General features: G+C 67.9%; 14 protein-coding genes. 5 read left to right on the plus strand and 9 right to left on the minus strand.

The genetic code is table 11. From position 1 onward, the window contains the following. The first annotated feature begins 3 nt into the window (after positions 1-3). Complete coding sequence (locus AC3AOF_RS03600; protein ID WP_279356746.1) at positions 4-3,252, plus strand: efflux RND transporter permease subunit; 3,249 nt, start codon at positions 4-6, stop codon at positions 3,250-3,252. Positions 3,253-3,367: 115 nt separating this feature from the next. Here the strand turns inward: AC3AOF_RS03600 and AC3AOF_RS03605 are convergent, their stop codons facing one another. The 7 genes from AC3AOF_RS03605 to AC3AOF_RS03635 form a co-directional block, all read right to left on the minus strand. After that, the gene (locus AC3AOF_RS03605) at positions 3,368-4,531 is read right to left on the minus strand and encodes an MFS transporter (RefSeq protein WP_279356745.1); all 1,164 of its coding nucleotides are present in this window, start codon (positions 4,529-4,531) and stop codon (positions 3,368-3,370) included. Further along, positions 4,528-5,904 carry an FAD-dependent oxidoreductase gene (locus tag AC3AOF_RS03610; protein ID WP_279356744.1) on the minus strand — a complete coding sequence of 459 codons (1,377 nt, stop codon included), beginning with the start codon at positions 5,902-5,904 and terminating at the stop codon, positions 4,528-4,530. The genes AC3AOF_RS03605 and AC3AOF_RS03610 overlap by 4 nt, the downstream gene beginning before the upstream one ends. 46 nt (positions 5,905-5,950) lie before the next feature. After that, on the minus strand, positions 5,951-6,268 hold the full coding sequence (locus tag AC3AOF_RS03615; RefSeq protein WP_279356743.1) for an ArsR/SmtB family transcription factor: 318 nt from the start codon (positions 6,266-6,268) through the stop codon (positions 5,951-5,953). Positions 6,269-6,463: 195 nt separating this feature from the next. Then, positions 6,464-7,528, minus strand: coding sequence for an ACR3 family arsenite efflux transporter (gene arsB / locus AC3AOF_RS03620; protein WP_279356742.1), 1,065 nt, complete (start codon positions 7,526-7,528; stop codon positions 6,464-6,466). A gap of 7 nt (positions 7,529-7,535) precedes the next feature. Next, a complete protein-coding gene (gene arsC / locus AC3AOF_RS03625) occupies positions 7,536-7,961 on the minus strand; it encodes an arsenate reductase (glutaredoxin) (protein WP_279356741.1) in 426 nt (141 codons plus the stop codon). After that, positions 7,961-8,488, minus strand: a complete 528-nt coding sequence (locus AC3AOF_RS03630) for an arsenate reductase ArsC (RefSeq protein ID WP_279356740.1) — start codon at positions 8,486-8,488, stop codon at positions 7,961-7,963. Before AC3AOF_RS03630 ends, arsC begins: the two co-directional genes overlap by 1 nt. Further along, positions 8,481-8,840, minus strand: a complete 360-nt coding sequence (locus tag AC3AOF_RS03635) for an ArsR/SmtB family transcription factor (RefSeq protein ID WP_279356739.1) — start codon at positions 8,838-8,840, stop codon at positions 8,481-8,483. The genes AC3AOF_RS03630 and AC3AOF_RS03635 overlap by 8 nt, the downstream gene beginning before the upstream one ends. Positions 8,841-8,890: 50 nt before the next feature. Between AC3AOF_RS03635 and arsH the strand changes: the two genes are divergently transcribed. The 4 genes from arsH to AC3AOF_RS03655 all read left to right on the plus strand — a co-directional run bounded on the left by arsH (position 8,891) and on the right by AC3AOF_RS03655 (position 12,916). After that, positions 8,891-9,637 carry an arsenical resistance protein ArsH gene (gene arsH, locus AC3AOF_RS03640; protein ID WP_279356738.1) on the plus strand — a complete coding sequence of 249 codons (747 nt, stop codon included), beginning with the start codon at positions 8,891-8,893 and terminating at the stop codon, positions 9,635-9,637. A 308-nt stretch (positions 9,638-9,945) separates the two neighbouring features. Beyond that, complete coding sequence (locus tag AC3AOF_RS03645; RefSeq protein WP_279356737.1) at positions 9,946-10,890, plus strand: ABC-three component system protein; 945 nt, start codon at positions 9,946-9,948, stop codon at positions 10,888-10,890. After that, positions 10,887-11,141 carry an ABC-three component system middle component 6 gene (locus AC3AOF_RS03650; protein WP_279356736.1) on the plus strand — a complete coding sequence of 85 codons (255 nt, stop codon included), beginning with the start codon at positions 10,887-10,889 and terminating at the stop codon, positions 11,139-11,141. Before AC3AOF_RS03645 ends, AC3AOF_RS03650 begins: the two co-directional genes overlap by 4 nt. Then, positions 11,123-12,916, plus strand: coding sequence for an ABC-three component system protein (locus AC3AOF_RS03655; protein WP_488347717.1), 1,794 nt, complete (start codon positions 11,123-11,125; stop codon positions 12,914-12,916). Before AC3AOF_RS03650 ends, AC3AOF_RS03655 begins: the two co-directional genes overlap by 19 nt. Before the next feature lie 446 nt (positions 12,917-13,362). Here the strand turns inward: AC3AOF_RS03655 and AC3AOF_RS03660 are convergent, their stop codons facing one another. Together AC3AOF_RS03660 and AC3AOF_RS03665 are read right to left on the minus strand one after the other, a co-directional pair. Next, positions 13,363-13,950, minus strand: coding sequence for a hypothetical protein (locus tag AC3AOF_RS03660; RefSeq protein WP_279356734.1), 588 nt, complete (start codon positions 13,948-13,950; stop codon positions 13,363-13,365). 167 nt (positions 13,951-14,117) lie between these two features. Then, entirely contained in the window at positions 14,118-14,306 is a 189-nt protein-coding gene (locus tag AC3AOF_RS03665; protein WP_279356733.1) for a hypothetical protein, read from the minus strand. Between the last annotated feature and the right edge of the window lie 277 nt (positions 14,307-14,583).

Below are 14,583 nucleotides of genomic sequence, written 5' to 3' on the forward strand. Positions count from 1 at the left end.
GCCATGATCTCCCGCATCCTCGACTTTTCCGTGCACCAGCGCTGGCTGGTGCTGCTCCTGTCGCTCCTGGCGGCGGGCTTCGGCGGCTACGCCCTGACGAAGCTGCCCATCGACGCGGTCCCGGACATCACCAACAACCAGGTGCAGATTAACACCGTCGCGCCCTCCCTCTCGCCCGTCGACATCGAGAAGCAGGTGACCTACCCGGTCGAGACGGCGCTCGCCGGGATCAAGGGGCTGGAATACACCCGCTCGCTCTCGCGCAACGGCTTCTCCCAGGTCACCGCGGTCTTCGCGGAGAAACTCGACATCTACTTCGCCCGCCAGCAGGTCGCCGAGCGCCTGTCCCAGGTGAAGGAGGACCTGCCCCCCGGGGCCGAGCCGCACATGGGCCCGATCTCGACCGGCCTCGGCGAGATCTACATGTGGTCGGTGCACTACGCGAAGCCGGCCGAGCGGAAGGTCTCGGCGCCGGGCAAGCCCGGCTGGCAGCCGGACGGCAGCTATCTCACGCCCGAGGGCCAGCGGCTGCGGACCGAGCTGGAGCAGACCGCGTACCTGCGCACGGTCCAGGACTGGATCATCCGGCCGCAGGTCAAGACGGTGCCGGGCGTGGCCGGCGTCGACGTCGTTGGCGGCTTCGAGAAGCAGTACCACGTCCAGCCCGACCCCACGAAGCTCGCCTCGCTCGACCTGTCCTTCTCCGATGTCGCCCGGGCGCTCGAAGCCAACAACGCCAACCAGGGCGCACGCTATTTGGAGGACAACGGCGAGGGCTATGTCGTGCGCGCCGCCGGCCGTCTGGAGGGCATGGAGGAGATCGAGAACGTCCTCGTCACCGCGCGCGGCGGCGTCCCGGTGCGGGTCAAGGACATCGCCGAGGTCCGCATCGGGCGCGACCTGCGCACCGGCTCCGGCAGCGAGGACGGGCAGGAGGTGGTCATCGGCACCGCGCTGATGCTTATCGGCGAGAACAGCCGCACCGTCTCGGCCGCGGTAGACGCAAAGATGGACCAGATCCGGCGTTCGCTCCCCCCTGGCGTCGAGGTCCAGACGGTCCTCAACCGGACGCTGTTGGTCGAAGCGACGGTGCGCACGGTCGCCAAGAACCTGTCCGAGGGCGCGGCCCTCGTCATCGTCATCCTGTTCCTGCTGCTGGGGAACATCCGGGCCGCGGTGATCACCGCGCTGGTCATCCCGGTGGCCATGCTGATGACCATGACCGGCATGGTCGAGGCGCAGATCTCGGCCAACCTGATGAGCCTGGGCGCGCTCGACTTCGGCCTCATCGTCGACGGGGCCGTCATCATCACCGAGAACGCCCTGCGCCACCTTGCCGAGAGGCAGCACGCGCTCGGACGCACGCTCGACCTTGAGGAGCGCCTGCAGACGGTGCGGGCCTCGGCCGAGGAGATGATCAAGCCCTCGCTCTACGGGCAGGCCATCATCATCCTGGTCTACGTGCCGCTCCTCACCTTCACCGGCGTCGAGGGCAAGATGTTCGAGCCGATGGCGCTGACCGTCATCATCGCCCTCGTCTCGGCCTTCGTCCTTTCGCTGACCTTCGTTCCGGCGCTGATCGCCATCGTCATCACCGGCAAGGTCACCGAGAAGGACAACCTCATCATCCGGGCGCTCAAGGGGGCCTACCGGCCGGTGCTCGGCGCCGCGGTCCGGGCGCCGTTCGCCTTCGTCGGCGCGGCCCTACTGCTGCTCGTCGGGGCGGGCATCCTGTTCACGCGGCTTGGCACCGAGTTCATCCCGCAGCTCGACGAGAAGAGCATCGCGCTGAATGCCACCCGCATCCCCTCGACCTCGCTGACCCAGTCGCAGGCGATGCAGCTCAAGGTCGAGCAGGTGGTCTCGAAGTTTCCGGAGGTGGCCTACGTCTTCTCGAAGACGGGGACGGCGGAGGTCGCCACCGACCCGATGCCGCCGAACTCGTCGGACACCTTCGTCATCCTCAAGCCGCAGGAGGAATGGCCGGACCCGGACCAGTCGAAGGCCGAGCTCCAAGAGCGGATCGAGAAGGCGGTCGGCGAACTCGCCGGCAACGTGTACGAGTTCTCCCAGCCGATCCAGTTGCGCTTCAACGAGCTCCTGGCCGGCACCCGCGGCGACCTGGCCGTGAAGGTGTTCGGCGAGGAGTTCGAGCCGATGCTGAAGGCCGCCAACCAGGTCGCGGCAGCGCTGAAGGGCATCGACGGCGCCGAGGACGTGAAGGTCGAGCAGACGGCGGGCCTGCCGTTCCTCGACATCAAGATCAACAAGGCCGAGGCCGCGCGCCTGGGCTTGAGCACCGGGGCCATCCAGGAGGTCATAGGCGCGGCCATCGGCGGCAAGGACGCCGGCGTCGTCTTTGAGGGCGACCGCCGATTCCCCATCGTGGTGCGCCTCACCGACAAGGTGCGCGAGGACCGCGAGGCCCTGGAAAACATCCCCGTGCCGCTGCCGCCCGGGCCGAACGGGCGTGCCGCTTCCGTGCTCCTGAAGCAGGTGGCCAGCTTCTCGGTGACCGAGGGCCCGAACCAGATCAGCCGCGAGAACGGCAAGCGGCGGGTCGTCGTCACGGCCAACGTGCGCGGGCGCGACATCGGCTCGCTGGTGGCCGAGGCGCAGGCCAGGGTCGGGTCCCAGGTCCAGCTCCCCCCCGGCTACTACGTGACCTGGGGCGGACAGTTCGAGAACCTCGCCTCGGCCAAGCAGCGGCTCATGGTCGTGGTGCCGGTCTGCTTCTTCATGATCTTCCTGCTGCTCTACTCGGCCCTGGGCTCGCCCCGCGACGCGCTGCTGGTGTTCAGTGCCGTGCCCCTGGCTCTCACAGGCGGCATCGCAGCCCTGTGGCTCCGGGGGATGCCGGTCTCGGTGCCGGCCGCAGTCGGGTTCATCGCCCTCTCGGGCGTGGCGGTGCTCAACGGCCTCGTGATGCTGACCTTCATCAAGCAGCTCATCGCCGAGGGGCGGTCCCGGCGCGATGCCATCCTGGAGGGGGCGATGACCCGGCTGCGGCCGGTGGCCATGACGGCGTTGGTGGCCTCGCTCGGCTTCGTGCCGATGGCGCTCGCGACGGAGACAGGTGCCGAGATCCAGCGGCCGCTCGCGACCGTGGTCATCGGCGGCCTGATCAGCGCGACCCTCCTGACGCTTGTGGTGCTACCGGCTCTCTATGCGCGCTTCGGCGGCAAGGACGTCGGAACGCCCGCACGGAAGGCCGCCGAGGAAGCACGGCACTTGAGGCAAGCGGCCGAGTGACCAACGCCAGCGCTCCCCGCCCCGTGGCAGGCCACCCTCTTGCTGTCACTCTGCCGGTCTACTTCCACGGCCGCCCGCCCACGACGGACCGACGAGGTCGGACGTCGGGATTCGCCTACCGTGCGCCCCATAGGGCTACGGCCAGCCCGACGTTAGCCAGCGCGAGCGCCAGCAGTAGGCCGTAGGTCGCGTCCGCGCCGCCGTAGGTCAGCGCCACCGCCCCGAGCGAGGGGGCGAGCGCCTGTGCGATCAGGCCCGGCCGGGCGAGGCGACCCACCAAGACCGGGTAGCGCTCCACGCCGAAGATGGCTAGCGGCACCGTACCTCTCGCAATCGAGTAGATCCCGTTGCCGGCCCCGTAGAGGACCAGGGCGACGGCGACCGCCGGGATGCCCGTGGCGAGGATGGCGAGCCCGAGCGCCACGAGGACCATCGCGACCGTCAGCGTCCAGAGCGGGTGGTGCCGTCCCTTGTTGGCCATCTCGATGATGCGGGCCCCGACCTGGGCCGGCCCGATCAGGGCGCCGTAGGACACGGCCGCGGCGAGCGCCACGCCGCGCGCCTGGAGCAGCGCGATCAGGTGGACCGAGACCAGCGCCATCACGGTGCCCCCCAGGACCAGGACGCCCGCCATCAGGAGGAAGCCGCGCCGTTCTCGTGAGGTGAGCGGCGCCTCGTCGCGGTGTCCTGCGTCCGGGCCGGTCGGCAAAGCGGACGCCCTCGGGATAAGGCCGAGCACCAGGGGAAGCGTGACGAGGAGGTGCAGGCTGGCGTAGGCGAGGCACGCACCCCGCCAGCCGACCTGCTCGACGAGGAAGGCGGAGAGCGGCCAGCAGACGGTGCTGGCGAACCCACCCCACAAGGTCAGCGTCGTGATGGCCGGGCGTGCCTCGGCGCCGTAGAGCCGGCCGAGGGTGGCGAAGGCAGGGTCGTACAGGCCGCAGCCCATGCCGAGGCCGAGGAGAAGCCATCCGGTAAGGAACACCGCAAGGTTCGGCGCTAGGCCGAGCACGACGTGGCCGCTCGCGAGCAGCAGGGCGGCGGTCGCAAGGACCGGACGACCTCCGTGCCGATGGATGGCGATTCCGACCCGCGGCGATGCGATGGCCGCCACCAGGAGCCCGATGGACAGACCCCCGACCACCCAGGCCAGCGGCCAGCCCGTGTCGGCGGCGATGGGGCCGGCGAGAACCGCCGGCAGGTAGAAGGACGACCCCCAGGCGAGGATCTCCACCACCCCGAGGGCCGAGATGACGGTGAGGCGGCCGCGGCCGCTCATGCCAATACGCCGCAGCAGGACGCCGATGCAGGGCGTCGCGCCGGTGCCGGCGGACAGCAGGCTTCCTTCGCGGCCGGGACCGGGCCGCCGCAGCATCCGTCCGCGTCGACATCGCCCCGGGATGTCGAGCACACCCCGGTCTGCGGCAGGACAAGGTGCACGTCGTCCGCGGCGGCGAGGTCCCCCGCCAGCGCGGCGGCCACCGAGCGGACCTGCTCGTACCCCGTCAGCATCAGGAAGGTCGGTGCCCGCCCGTACGACTTGATGCCCACGGTGTAGAGGCCGGGCTCGGGGTGGGACACCTCGCGGTGCCCGTGCGGCTCGACCGAGCCGCATGAATGCGCGTTCGGGTCGATCATCGGCCCAAGCGCGCGCACGCTCTCCAGCCAGGGATCGAGGTCGACGCGCAGCTCCCGCGTCAGGGCGAGGTCGGGGCGCTGCCCGGTCGCGGCGACGATCCGGTCCACCGGGCCGAGGGTGCGTAGCCCCTCCGCGGTGACGCCGTCGACCATGAGGCGTCCGCAGCACGTCCGCACGGCGGTGACCGCGAAGCCCCGTGCCAGGGGTACCCGGCCACCCTCGACCAAGCCGCGTAGACGCGCGCCGAGGTCGCCGCGGCCGGCGAGCTCGTCGGCCTTCCCTCCGCCGTAGACGCGCGACAGGTCGGTCCCGCGGGACGCCCACAGGGCCGCCGTCCCCTCGGCCTCGTCGGCGAGGTGCGCGAGGTCGATGAGCACGTTGGCGGCGGAGTGGCCGGCGCCGACCACCAGCGTGGTCCGGCCGGCGTACCCGGCCCGGTCGCGACCCAGCACGTCCGGGATGCCCGTGGCGATCCGGTCCGAAAGGTCCGCCTCGCCGTCCGCCGGCAGGCCGCCCGCGCCGAGCGGGTTCGGTTGCCCCCAGGTTCCCGACGCATCGACGACCGCCCGCGCCAGGTCGCGGCGGGTGCTCCCGCCGGCATCGACAATCGTCAGGACGAAGGGCGCATCGGCCCGGTCGCGGCTGGTGACCTTGTCGATGCCGAGGCGCCCGAGCGCCGTCACCCGCGCGCCGGTCTCGACGGCGCCGGCCAGCCCGGGCGTGGCCGCGAGGGGCGCCAGGTAGCGGTCGACCAGTTCGTGGCCGGTCGGGAAGCCGTCCTCGGGCGGGGCGTTCCAACCCGCCGCCTCCAGGAGCGCTCGGGCCGCCGGGTCGACGTCGTACCGCCACGGCGAGAACAGCCGCAAGTGCCCCCACGCCCGCACGTGGCAGCCGACCTCTGGGCCCGCCTCGTAGACGCGCACCGGCAGGCCGCGGACGAGCAGGTGGACGGCCGCCGCCAAGCCGACCGGGCCGGCGCCGATGACCGCGACCGGCAGCTTCGTGTCTGGCATGTTCTCCTCCATAATTTCTGGAATTATCGAAATAAAGGACACGGCATCAGGCCGCCTCTCCCGTCCCGGAGCAGGTTTCGTCGGCGCAGCACTCGTCCGCGAGGAACCCGACGAGGTCGTTCATGGCGGGGTAGACGGCGCGGCAGATCAGGGTAGTGGCCTGCCGCTCCTGCGAAACCAGGCCGGTCAGGATCAGCCGGTGCAGGTGGTGCGACAGCGTCGAGGCGGCGGGGATGCCGACGCGCTCCTGCAACTGGCGCACCGGCAGCCCGGCGTGCCCAGCCCGCACCAGCGCCCGGTAGATCCGGAGCCGGGCGGGGCTGCCCAGGGCTTCGAGCTGCTTGGCGGCTTGTTCGACATTCATGGAAATAACATTGCCCACTCCGGTGCGGGAGGCAAGCGTTAATTCGACGATGTTCGAAGGAGGGTTCCATCAGCCACCAGTCGGACCGGGAGGTCCCGAGACTTGGCGGCCGGCCGGCGATTGAACGGGTGCTCCCGTGCTAAGCCTTGACAGTCGGAAGGACGGTGCGGGCAGGCGCTGTCCGCACCGTCGTGGTCACGCCTGGCGTGAAACCGGCTTCAAGGCCGCTCGCCGGTTCGCCCCGCGCTCGTACCAGCCCTGGCTCCGGTTCACGATCCACACCACCGACAGCATGACCGGCACCTCGATCAGGACGCCGACCACTGTGGCGAGCGCCGCGCCCGAGTTGAAGCCGAACAGGCTGATGGCGGCGGCCACCGCGAGCTCGAAGAAGTTCGAGGCGCCGATCAGCGCCGAGGGGCCGGCGACGCAGTGCTGTTCGCCCGCGGCGCGGTTCAGGAGATAGGCCAGCCCCGAGTTCAGGTAGACCTGGATGAGGATGGGCACCGCGAGCAGGCCGATCACCGCCGGCTGCGCCAGGATCTGCTCGCCCTGGAAGCCGAACAGCAGCACCAGGGTCGCCAGGAGTGCGACGAGCGAGGCCGGCCCGAGCCTGGCGAGGAGCCGGTCCAGCGCCGCCTGCCCACCCGAGGCGAGGAGGATCCGGCGGACGACCTGCGCGATGATCACCGGGATGACGATGTAGAGCACCACCGACAGCACAAGCGTGCCCCAGGGTACCGTGATGGCCGAGAGCCCGAGCAGCAGGCCGACGATGGGGGCGAAGGCCACCACCATGATGGTGTCGTTGAGCGCCACCTGGCTCAGGGTGAAGTGCGGCTCGCCGTGCGTCAGGTTCGACCACACGAACACCATGGCGGTGCAGGGAGCCGCCGCCAGGATGATGAGCCCAGCGATGTAGCTGTCGACTTGGTCGGTCGGCAGGTATGGCCGGAACAGGTAGCCGATGAACAGCCAGCCGAGCGCCGCCATCGAGAAGGGCTTCACCGCCCAGTTGATGAACAGCGTCACGCCGATGCCACGCCAGTGCCGCCCGACGTGGCGCAGCGAGGCGAAGTCGATCTTGAGCAGCATGGGGATGACCATGAGCCAGATCAGGACGGCGACCGGCAGGTTCACCTTGGCGACCTCGGCGGCGCCGACGGCGTGGAAGAAGCCCGGCATGACGTGGCCGAGCGCGATGCCGGCGACGATGCAGAGGGCGACCCAGAGGGTCAGGTAGCGTTCGAAGGTGCTCATGGTGTCCTCAAGCGGTGGCGACGCGGCGGCCGCGCTCGTCGACGACGCGCTCGCCGTCCTCCTTCACGAACTCCCCCTGCTGGTCCGGCAGGAGGTCGAGCACCGCCTCCGACGGCCGGCACAGGCGCACGCCCTTCGGGCTCACCACCAACGGACGGTTCAGCAGGACCGGGTGCGCCTCGACCGCGTCGAGGAGCTGCTCGTCGGTCAGCGCCGGGTCGCCGAGGCCGAGCTCGGCGTAGGGCGTGCCCTTCTCGCGCAGCGCGTCCCTGACCGAGAGGCCCGCGCGGGCGAGCATCTGCTTGAGGAGCGCCCGGCTCGGAGGCGTCTTCAGGTACTCGACCACGTGCGGCTCGACGCCAGCGTTGCGGATCATCGCCAGGGTGTTGCGGGACGTGCCGCAGGCGGGGTTGTGGTAGATGACGACGTCCATCACGCGACCTCCGGGCGGGCCGAGGTCGCGCCTGCCATCTGGCCGATCTCGCGGACCTTCGACGACAGGGCGACCTGGTCGAGGCTGCCGAGCGGCAGGGCGACGAAGGCCGCAATCCGATTCTTGAGGTAGCGCTGGGCGGTGACGAAGGCGCGCTTGCGCTCCATCTCGGAGCCCTCCGCCGCGGCGGGGTCCTCGATGCCCCAGTGGGCCGTCACCGGCTGGCCCGGCCAGTACGGGCACGCCTCGCCGGCGGCGTTGTCGCATACGGTGAAGACGAAATCCATGACGGGGGCGTCGGGCCCGGCGAACTCGTCCCATGACTTTGAGCGCAGGCCCTCGGTCGGGTAGTCGCTCTCCCGCAGGACCTGCAGCGCCATCGGGTGCGGCTCGCCCTTCGGTTGGCTGCCGGCGGAGAACGCGCGGAAGCGCCCGCCGCCGTCCTTGTTGAGCATGGCCTCGGCCAGGATCGAGCGGGCCGAGTTGCCGGTGCAGAGGAACAGGACGTTGTAGGTGGGCTCAGGCATGGAGGTTGTCCCCGGAGGTGCAGTCGCAGGCGGAGAGCGCGGCGACGGCCGGGGCGCACACCTCGGGGTGGCCCTGGCAGCAGTCGCGCATGAGGAACTGGACGAGGTCGGACAGCCCTGCGTAGGCGGCGCTGTAGATGACCGACTTGCCCTCGCGCCGGGACGTGATCAGCCCGGCGTGCGAGAGTTCCTTCAGGTGGAAGGACAGGTTGTTGCCGGCGACGTTCACCGTCTCGGCGAGGACGCCGGCGGCGAGCCCCTCCGGGCCGGCCGCGACCAGGGCGCGCACGACCCGGAGCCGATGCTCCTGTCCGAGGGCCGCGAAGGCGGCGAGGGCTTGCCGTTCGTCCATCGAATGACCTACATATCAACTATCGTTGAGACGTAGAGGATTGAAGCGCCTTGGACAAGCCCCAGCAGCCGTTCTCAGACGGAATGCCGAACCTCTCCGACGCGCATTTCCAGGTGCCGACCCAGGAGCGGATGGCGCCGCCGACGCCGCTCGACCATGCGCCTCGCTTCCTGGTCCTCTACGGGTCGCTCCGGGAGCGGTCCTTCAGCCGCTTCTTGGCCTACGAGGCGGCGCGTCTGCTGGAGGCCATGGGAGGCGAGGTGCGCATCTTCCACGCCGACGGGCTGCCGCTGCCGGACGACGCAACCGCCGACCACCCGAAGGTGCAGGAGCTCCGCCATCTCTCGATCTGGTCGGAGGGCCAGGTCTGGGTCAGCCCGGAGCGGCACGGAAACCTGACCGGCGTGATGAAGAGCCAGATCGACTGGCTGCCGCTGAGCGAAGGGTCGGTACGGCCGACGCAGGGCCGGACGCTCGCGGTGATGCAGGTCTCGGGCGGCTCGCAGAGCTTCAACGCAGTCAACAGCCTCCGCATCCTCGGGCGCTGGATGCGGATGGTCACCATCCCGAACCAGTCCTCGGTGCCGATGGCCTACAAAGAGTTCGATGACGCCGGCCGGATGAAGCCGGGGCCGCTCTACGACCGGGTCGTGGACGTCTGCGAGGAGCTGATGAAGTTCACGCTGCTGACCCGCGGGCGGGCCGATTACCTCGTCGACCGCTACTCCGAGCGCAAGGAGCGCGAACCAGAGCGCCTGAAGGCCATCGCCGCCGATATCGGCTTCGCCAAACGGTAGGCATCGCCGGTGAGGGCATCGTGGTGCTTAGCCGTGCCGCCAGACCCTCGCGGGCGAGAGGAGTAGGATCGCGGCGGTAGCCGGCGGACGTACGAGGCTCTGCACCAAGCGGAGTGACTGGCCGCCGGTGACGTCCTGGGCCAACGATCCCAGACCTGCGACCTGTCGGTGCCAGGGCGCGAGCCCGCGAACCGTGCGCCAACTCGCCTGTTACCGACAGGGCCGTGCCGGGTGTCGGTTGCTCGGAGTGCTGCTAAGCTTCCTCTTGTGCGTTCGCCCGATTCACCACCCAGAAGCAGCACCGGCACATGCCCATCCCCGCAGACAAGCAAGGCGACTGGCACGACGCCCTCGAACTGAAGCTCTACCGGACCCACGGCGAGGAATTCGAGAACTTCTTCGCGACGATGATGGAGATGCGTCACGGCGAGGAGTTCGAGCGCGTAGCCGCCTCCGGGCGCGCAGGCGACCGCAAGTGCGACGGGTTCCTGCACACCACGGCCGAGGTCTTCCAGTGCTACGGGGCGGCGAAGGGCGGCGAGAACCGCAAGGCGGTCAATAAGACCCTCACGAAGAAGATGGAGACCGACTACCGGGGGGCGGCGCGCCATTGGACGCGGATGACCCGCTGGCACATGGTCCATAACTTCGTGGACGGTCCCACCGCCGAACCCCTGGCCAAGATCGAGGAGCTGCGGTTGGCAAATCCGCAGCACCAGCTGCACCTCTTCGGGAAGATGAGCTTCAAGAAGGTGATCTTCTCGCTTGAGGAGCCGGATGTCGTCCGCCTCATCGGGCGTGCCGCGACGCTGGCCGATTTCGAGAACCTCCAGCCGCCCGAGGTCGTGGCTGTCCTGCATGCGGTCGTGAAGGCCACATCAGACGACCTGCCGGAGGACGACGAGCCTGCGCCGGTGCCACGGGACAAGCTGCGCTTCAACGCCATCACCGGGGCCGTGGCCCGCAAGATCGCGATGGGGCAGACGAACGCGGACATCGTCCGGGCGCACATCGTCAACGACCCGAACCCGCTCCTAGGCATCACCCTCGCGAACGAGTTCCGCAGCCGCTACAAGGACCTCGAACTTCAGGACCTCACCTCCAACGAGGTCATGCTCGGGCTGTACGACGGCATCGTCGGGACCGGAAACCCGACCCAGGAGCGCGACGTCGCCGCCTGGAGCCTCCTGGCCTACCTCTTCACCGCCTGCACGGTCTTCAAGGACCGGCCGCCCATCGAGGTGGCCGCGTGATCCTGCCGGCCAAGCACCTGCGCCACGACCGGGCGCTGATCGGCGTCGGGGCCGACGTCCTGGCCGTGCTCGATGGCCCGAGCAGCGTCTCCGCCGTCTGGGACGCGGTCCGCGCGGCCCGCGCCCGGCGACCGGACGCCTCGCCCCTGTCGTTCGACTGGTTCGTCCTGGCGCTCTGCTTCCTGAATGCGGTCTCCGCCATCGAGCTCGTCGAAGGAGGGCTCATCGCCCCGTGCGGTGGATCGCGATGATCCTTGGCATCGCCAGCGACCTCCCGAGCTTCAAGGCGCTCACCTTCCACGAAGGGCTCAACATCCTCGTGGCGGACCGGACCGAGGAATCGACCGAGGGGCAAACCCGCAACAGCGCGGGGAAGACCAGCGCCATCGAGGTCATCCACTTCCTGCTTGGGGCGGACGCAGGCAAGGGAACGCTGTTCCAGGTGCCGGAACTGGCGCCCTTCGCCTTCCACGCGACCGTCCGGCTCGGCGGTCACGAGGTCACCGTCTCGCGCCGGGGGGACAACGCGAACCAGATCCTGCTCGACCCGGAGGACGCCGCCCTCCTCGGCGTCGACCTGTCCCACGACAAGAAGGCCAACCGGCCGTACCTGCCGGTCAAGAGGTGGCGCGAGCTCCTCGGCCACCATTGGTTCGGGCTCCCGCACGATCCCAAGGGCACCGAGCTAGGCGCTTCGTTCAGCCCGAGCTTTCGCTCAATGGTCAGCTACTTCGTCCGGCGCAACAAGGTTGGCGGCTTCCAGTCGCCCGAGCGTCAGGGCGACAAGCAGCAGCCCAGCGACTGGCAGATCAACCTCTCGTATCTCATCGGCCTCGACTGGCGCGTGCCGCGCGACATCGAGGAGCTCCGGCTTCGCGAGGCGAGCCTGCGCGAGCTGAAGAAGGCCATCCGCGAGGGCGCTTTCGGCCGGATGTTCGGGTCCGTGGCCGAGATCCGGCCGGAGCTCAACCGGATCGAGGACAGGATGGCCCGCCTGCGCGAGCAGACGGCGAACTTCGAGGTGCTGGAGGAGTACCGCACCTTCGCCCGCGAGGCCGCCGACGCGCGCCGTCGCATCAAGGCCATCGGGCACGAACTCGTGCAGGCGCGGCAGACCATCGAGCACCTGCAGCGCGTCTCCGAGGTCGAGCGCCCGCCGGAATACGCGGTGCTGGAGCGGATCTACAAGGCGGCGGGCGTCGAGCTGCCCGGCGTCGTCCTGCGGCGGTTCGACGACGTCAAGTCGTTCCAGCTCTCGGTGGTCGAGAACCGCAAGGCGCACCTGGCCGAGCAGGTCGCGGAGACGCATGCCAGGATCGCGGCGCTAGAAGCCGAGATGGAGGCCCTCGACGGCCGGCAATCGCAGATCATGCAGGTCCTGGCTGGGAAGGGCGCGCTCGACGACTTCACCAGGATGGGCGAGGAACTCGCCACCCTGGAGATGCAGGCGACCCTGCTCCGGGAGAAGCTGCGCAATGCGGAGATCCTGGAGGGCAAGAAGAACCAGGCGCAGATCGAGCGGCTGACCCTCCACGAGCGGCTTCAGGCCGACCACCGGCAGCGCGAGGGCGTCCTCCGAACCGCCATGCGGCGCATTGATGCCGCGATCTCGGGCCTCTACGACGACCGCCGGGGGAACCTGATCGTCGACGCGACGAGCAAGGGACCGGAGTTCCGCATCACCATCCAGGGTGACGGCAACCGTGGCGGCATCGACCACATGGAGATCTTCTGCTTCGACCTGATGCTCTACCAGGCGGCGCGGGAGCGCTTCGCCGGCGGCCCCGGCTTCCTCGTCCACGACAGCCACCTCTTCGACGGCGTCGATCCGCGGCAGGTCCGCTCGGCCCTGCTCCTTGGCAAGTCCGTCATCGGCAACCTCGGCGGGCAATACATCGTCACGTTGAACTCCGAGACTCTCCCGTTGCTCGGACTGGACGGGGAGATCGCGGATGACATTCTGGACCCGCGTCTTTCTGACGACGAGGGAGGAGGCCTGTTCGGCATCCGCTTCGAGGTCAAGTGAGCTAGGTCGGCGCCGCGGACCCAACCCTCATCGACTTCGGCCTGCGACCGTTCGCAGGGCCGTGACGGCGCGTGAGCCCGGTGTCTGACCGCGCATCCACCGTGGCGATCTGCACTTCTACGGGCATTCCCACGGTACGCTGTTGGGCACTGCCGTCCCCCGGCGGCCGTAAAATGCCATACGACGAAAAAGGATATCCCTTGCATCTCGGTTTGCCGTTTCGACGGGGCGGACGGGTATGAAACCTATAGCGGGATCAGAAAAGGCGGCTGCGGTCGCCTCACGCGACCGAGTGTTCTGCGGTGTCCGACAGAGCACTGCTAAAGGGTTGCTATTACATAAATCTCTATCTTCTATATTCATGCTTGTTATTGCACAAAATTATGTAGGATATCCTATCAAATAAATTTGACATTAAGTTGCTATTTTATATAGCACATGAAAAATTACAACCAGCAAAGACACGAAGGGCCGATATGAGTTTTATCCCAGACGAACCATGCATGGGCTCTTCCACCCCTACCTTTGCTATCGTCGGAATGATTCTTGGGATACAATGTCACGCGCTTGCAAAACACGTGAACGCGAGCCGGTGGATAATTTTTAAAAAACCCACGACGTTCCTCTGCTTCTAGAAACGTAAGCGGGAGGAAAAGGGCAACTTTCCACCTCGCAACTGCCAGTGCATGACGAGCAAATTCTTCAGCAAGGTTAAAAGGCGGATTTGTGACTATGTGGTCGCAATCCCTGCTTGAAGTCAAAAAGTCTACACCCATCTCACCGTAGTCCCAAAAATACTTTTCGGTTGGTATAACCCTTTCGTGCCCGAATTTTTTCATTACCTCAACCATTGCTCCATCACCGCAGGCGGGCTCCCAAATCACCCCTGGGAATGGCTCTGCTTGAAGAATGGCCGTGGTCGCATAATCTGGCGTCGGGTAAAAATCACTGGGAGGGCGATCTGGGTTATGCTTTGGCATGTTTCCCCGGGCCTTGGATCCCGAGATTTTCGAAGGCTTGATGTGCTCATTCATGCCGCAACAATAGCCTGATCCCAGTTCCAAATTTCTTAAGCCAAAGCCGTTGGGTTGAAACATCTAGGCGCTAGAAGCTTAAAATTTTAGCCAGCCGGGTGGCAATCGACCACCCTCGTCAGCACCCCGCGGTGATGCGGCTTGCGCCTTCTAACAGGAGAGCATGGCTAGCTCTTGAGGTACTTGTGGAACTCATTCCGGATGCCGAGCACGGCGTGCTTGGCAACCTCGTCGACCGCCCAGCCGGCGGCGCGGCGGTACTTGGCCTCGCCGACGCTTGAGACGAACCAGTCACGCCATGCCTCGATGGCGGGCATGACGTCGGTGGCAATGCTGACACGGAACTTGGCGCTCATGCTCGGCAGGGTGCCCGGCCGGGCGTGTCCCGTTCCAGGCAACGAGGGGCCTGACCGGGCGGCGCGCAGGATTAGATCGCCTCTCCGCCGCCACCAGTCATCCGTTTTCGCGAAAACGGCCAGCGCCGAGGCGCAGGGAGCGTCACCTGATGCCCGAAAAAAAGTTTCGTGGCTGGCGGCCCACGCGACCCGTCGATCCAGCGTAGCCCCCATTTCCGTGCCTTCTGCGGGGCATCCCTTCCGTACCCATCCGCAGCGCCGAAACAGCCGGCCTTTT

Source organism: Methylobacterium sp. 142-1Y, from assembly GCF_057747795.1.

Coding starts and splice junctions, on each gene's coding strand:
- AC3AOF_RS03645 (WP_279356737.1), top strand. CDS start 9,946: ATGCCCATCCCCGCAGACAAGCAAGGCGACTGGCACGACGCCCTCGAA.
- AC3AOF_RS03615 (WP_279356743.1), bottom strand. CDS start 6,268: ATGAATGTCGAACAAGCCGCCAAGCAGCTCGAAGCCCTGGGCAGCCCC.
- AC3AOF_RS03630 (WP_279356740.1), bottom strand. CDS start 8,488: ATGCCTGAGCCCACCTACAACGTCCTGTTCCTCTGCACCGGCAACTCG.
- arsB (WP_279356742.1), bottom strand. CDS start 7,528: ATGAGCACCTTCGAACGCTACCTGACCCTCTGGGTCGCCCTCTGCATC.
- AC3AOF_RS03600 (WP_279356746.1), top strand. CDS start 4: ATGATCTCCCGCATCCTCGACTTTTCCGTGCACCAGCGCTGGCTGGTG.
- AC3AOF_RS03660 (WP_279356734.1), bottom strand. CDS start 13,950: ATGAATGAGCACATCAAGCCTTCGAAAATCTCGGGATCCAAGGCCCGG.
- arsC (WP_279356741.1), bottom strand. CDS start 7,961: ATGGACGTCGTCATCTACCACAACCCCGCCTGCGGCACGTCCCGCAAC.
- AC3AOF_RS03665 (WP_279356733.1), bottom strand. CDS start 14,306: ATGAGCGCCAAGTTCCGTGTCAGCATTGCCACCGACGTCATGCCCGCC.
- AC3AOF_RS03610 (WP_279356744.1), bottom strand. CDS start 5,904: ATGCCAGACACGAAGCTGCCGGTCGCGGTCATCGGCGCCGGCCCGGTC.
- AC3AOF_RS03605 (WP_279356745.1), bottom strand. CDS start 4,531: ATGAGCGGCCGCGGCCGCCTCACCGTCATCTCGGCCCTCGGGGTGGTG.
- AC3AOF_RS03635 (WP_279356739.1), bottom strand. CDS start 8,840: ATGGACGAACGGCAAGCCCTCGCCGCCTTCGCGGCCCTCGGACAGGAG.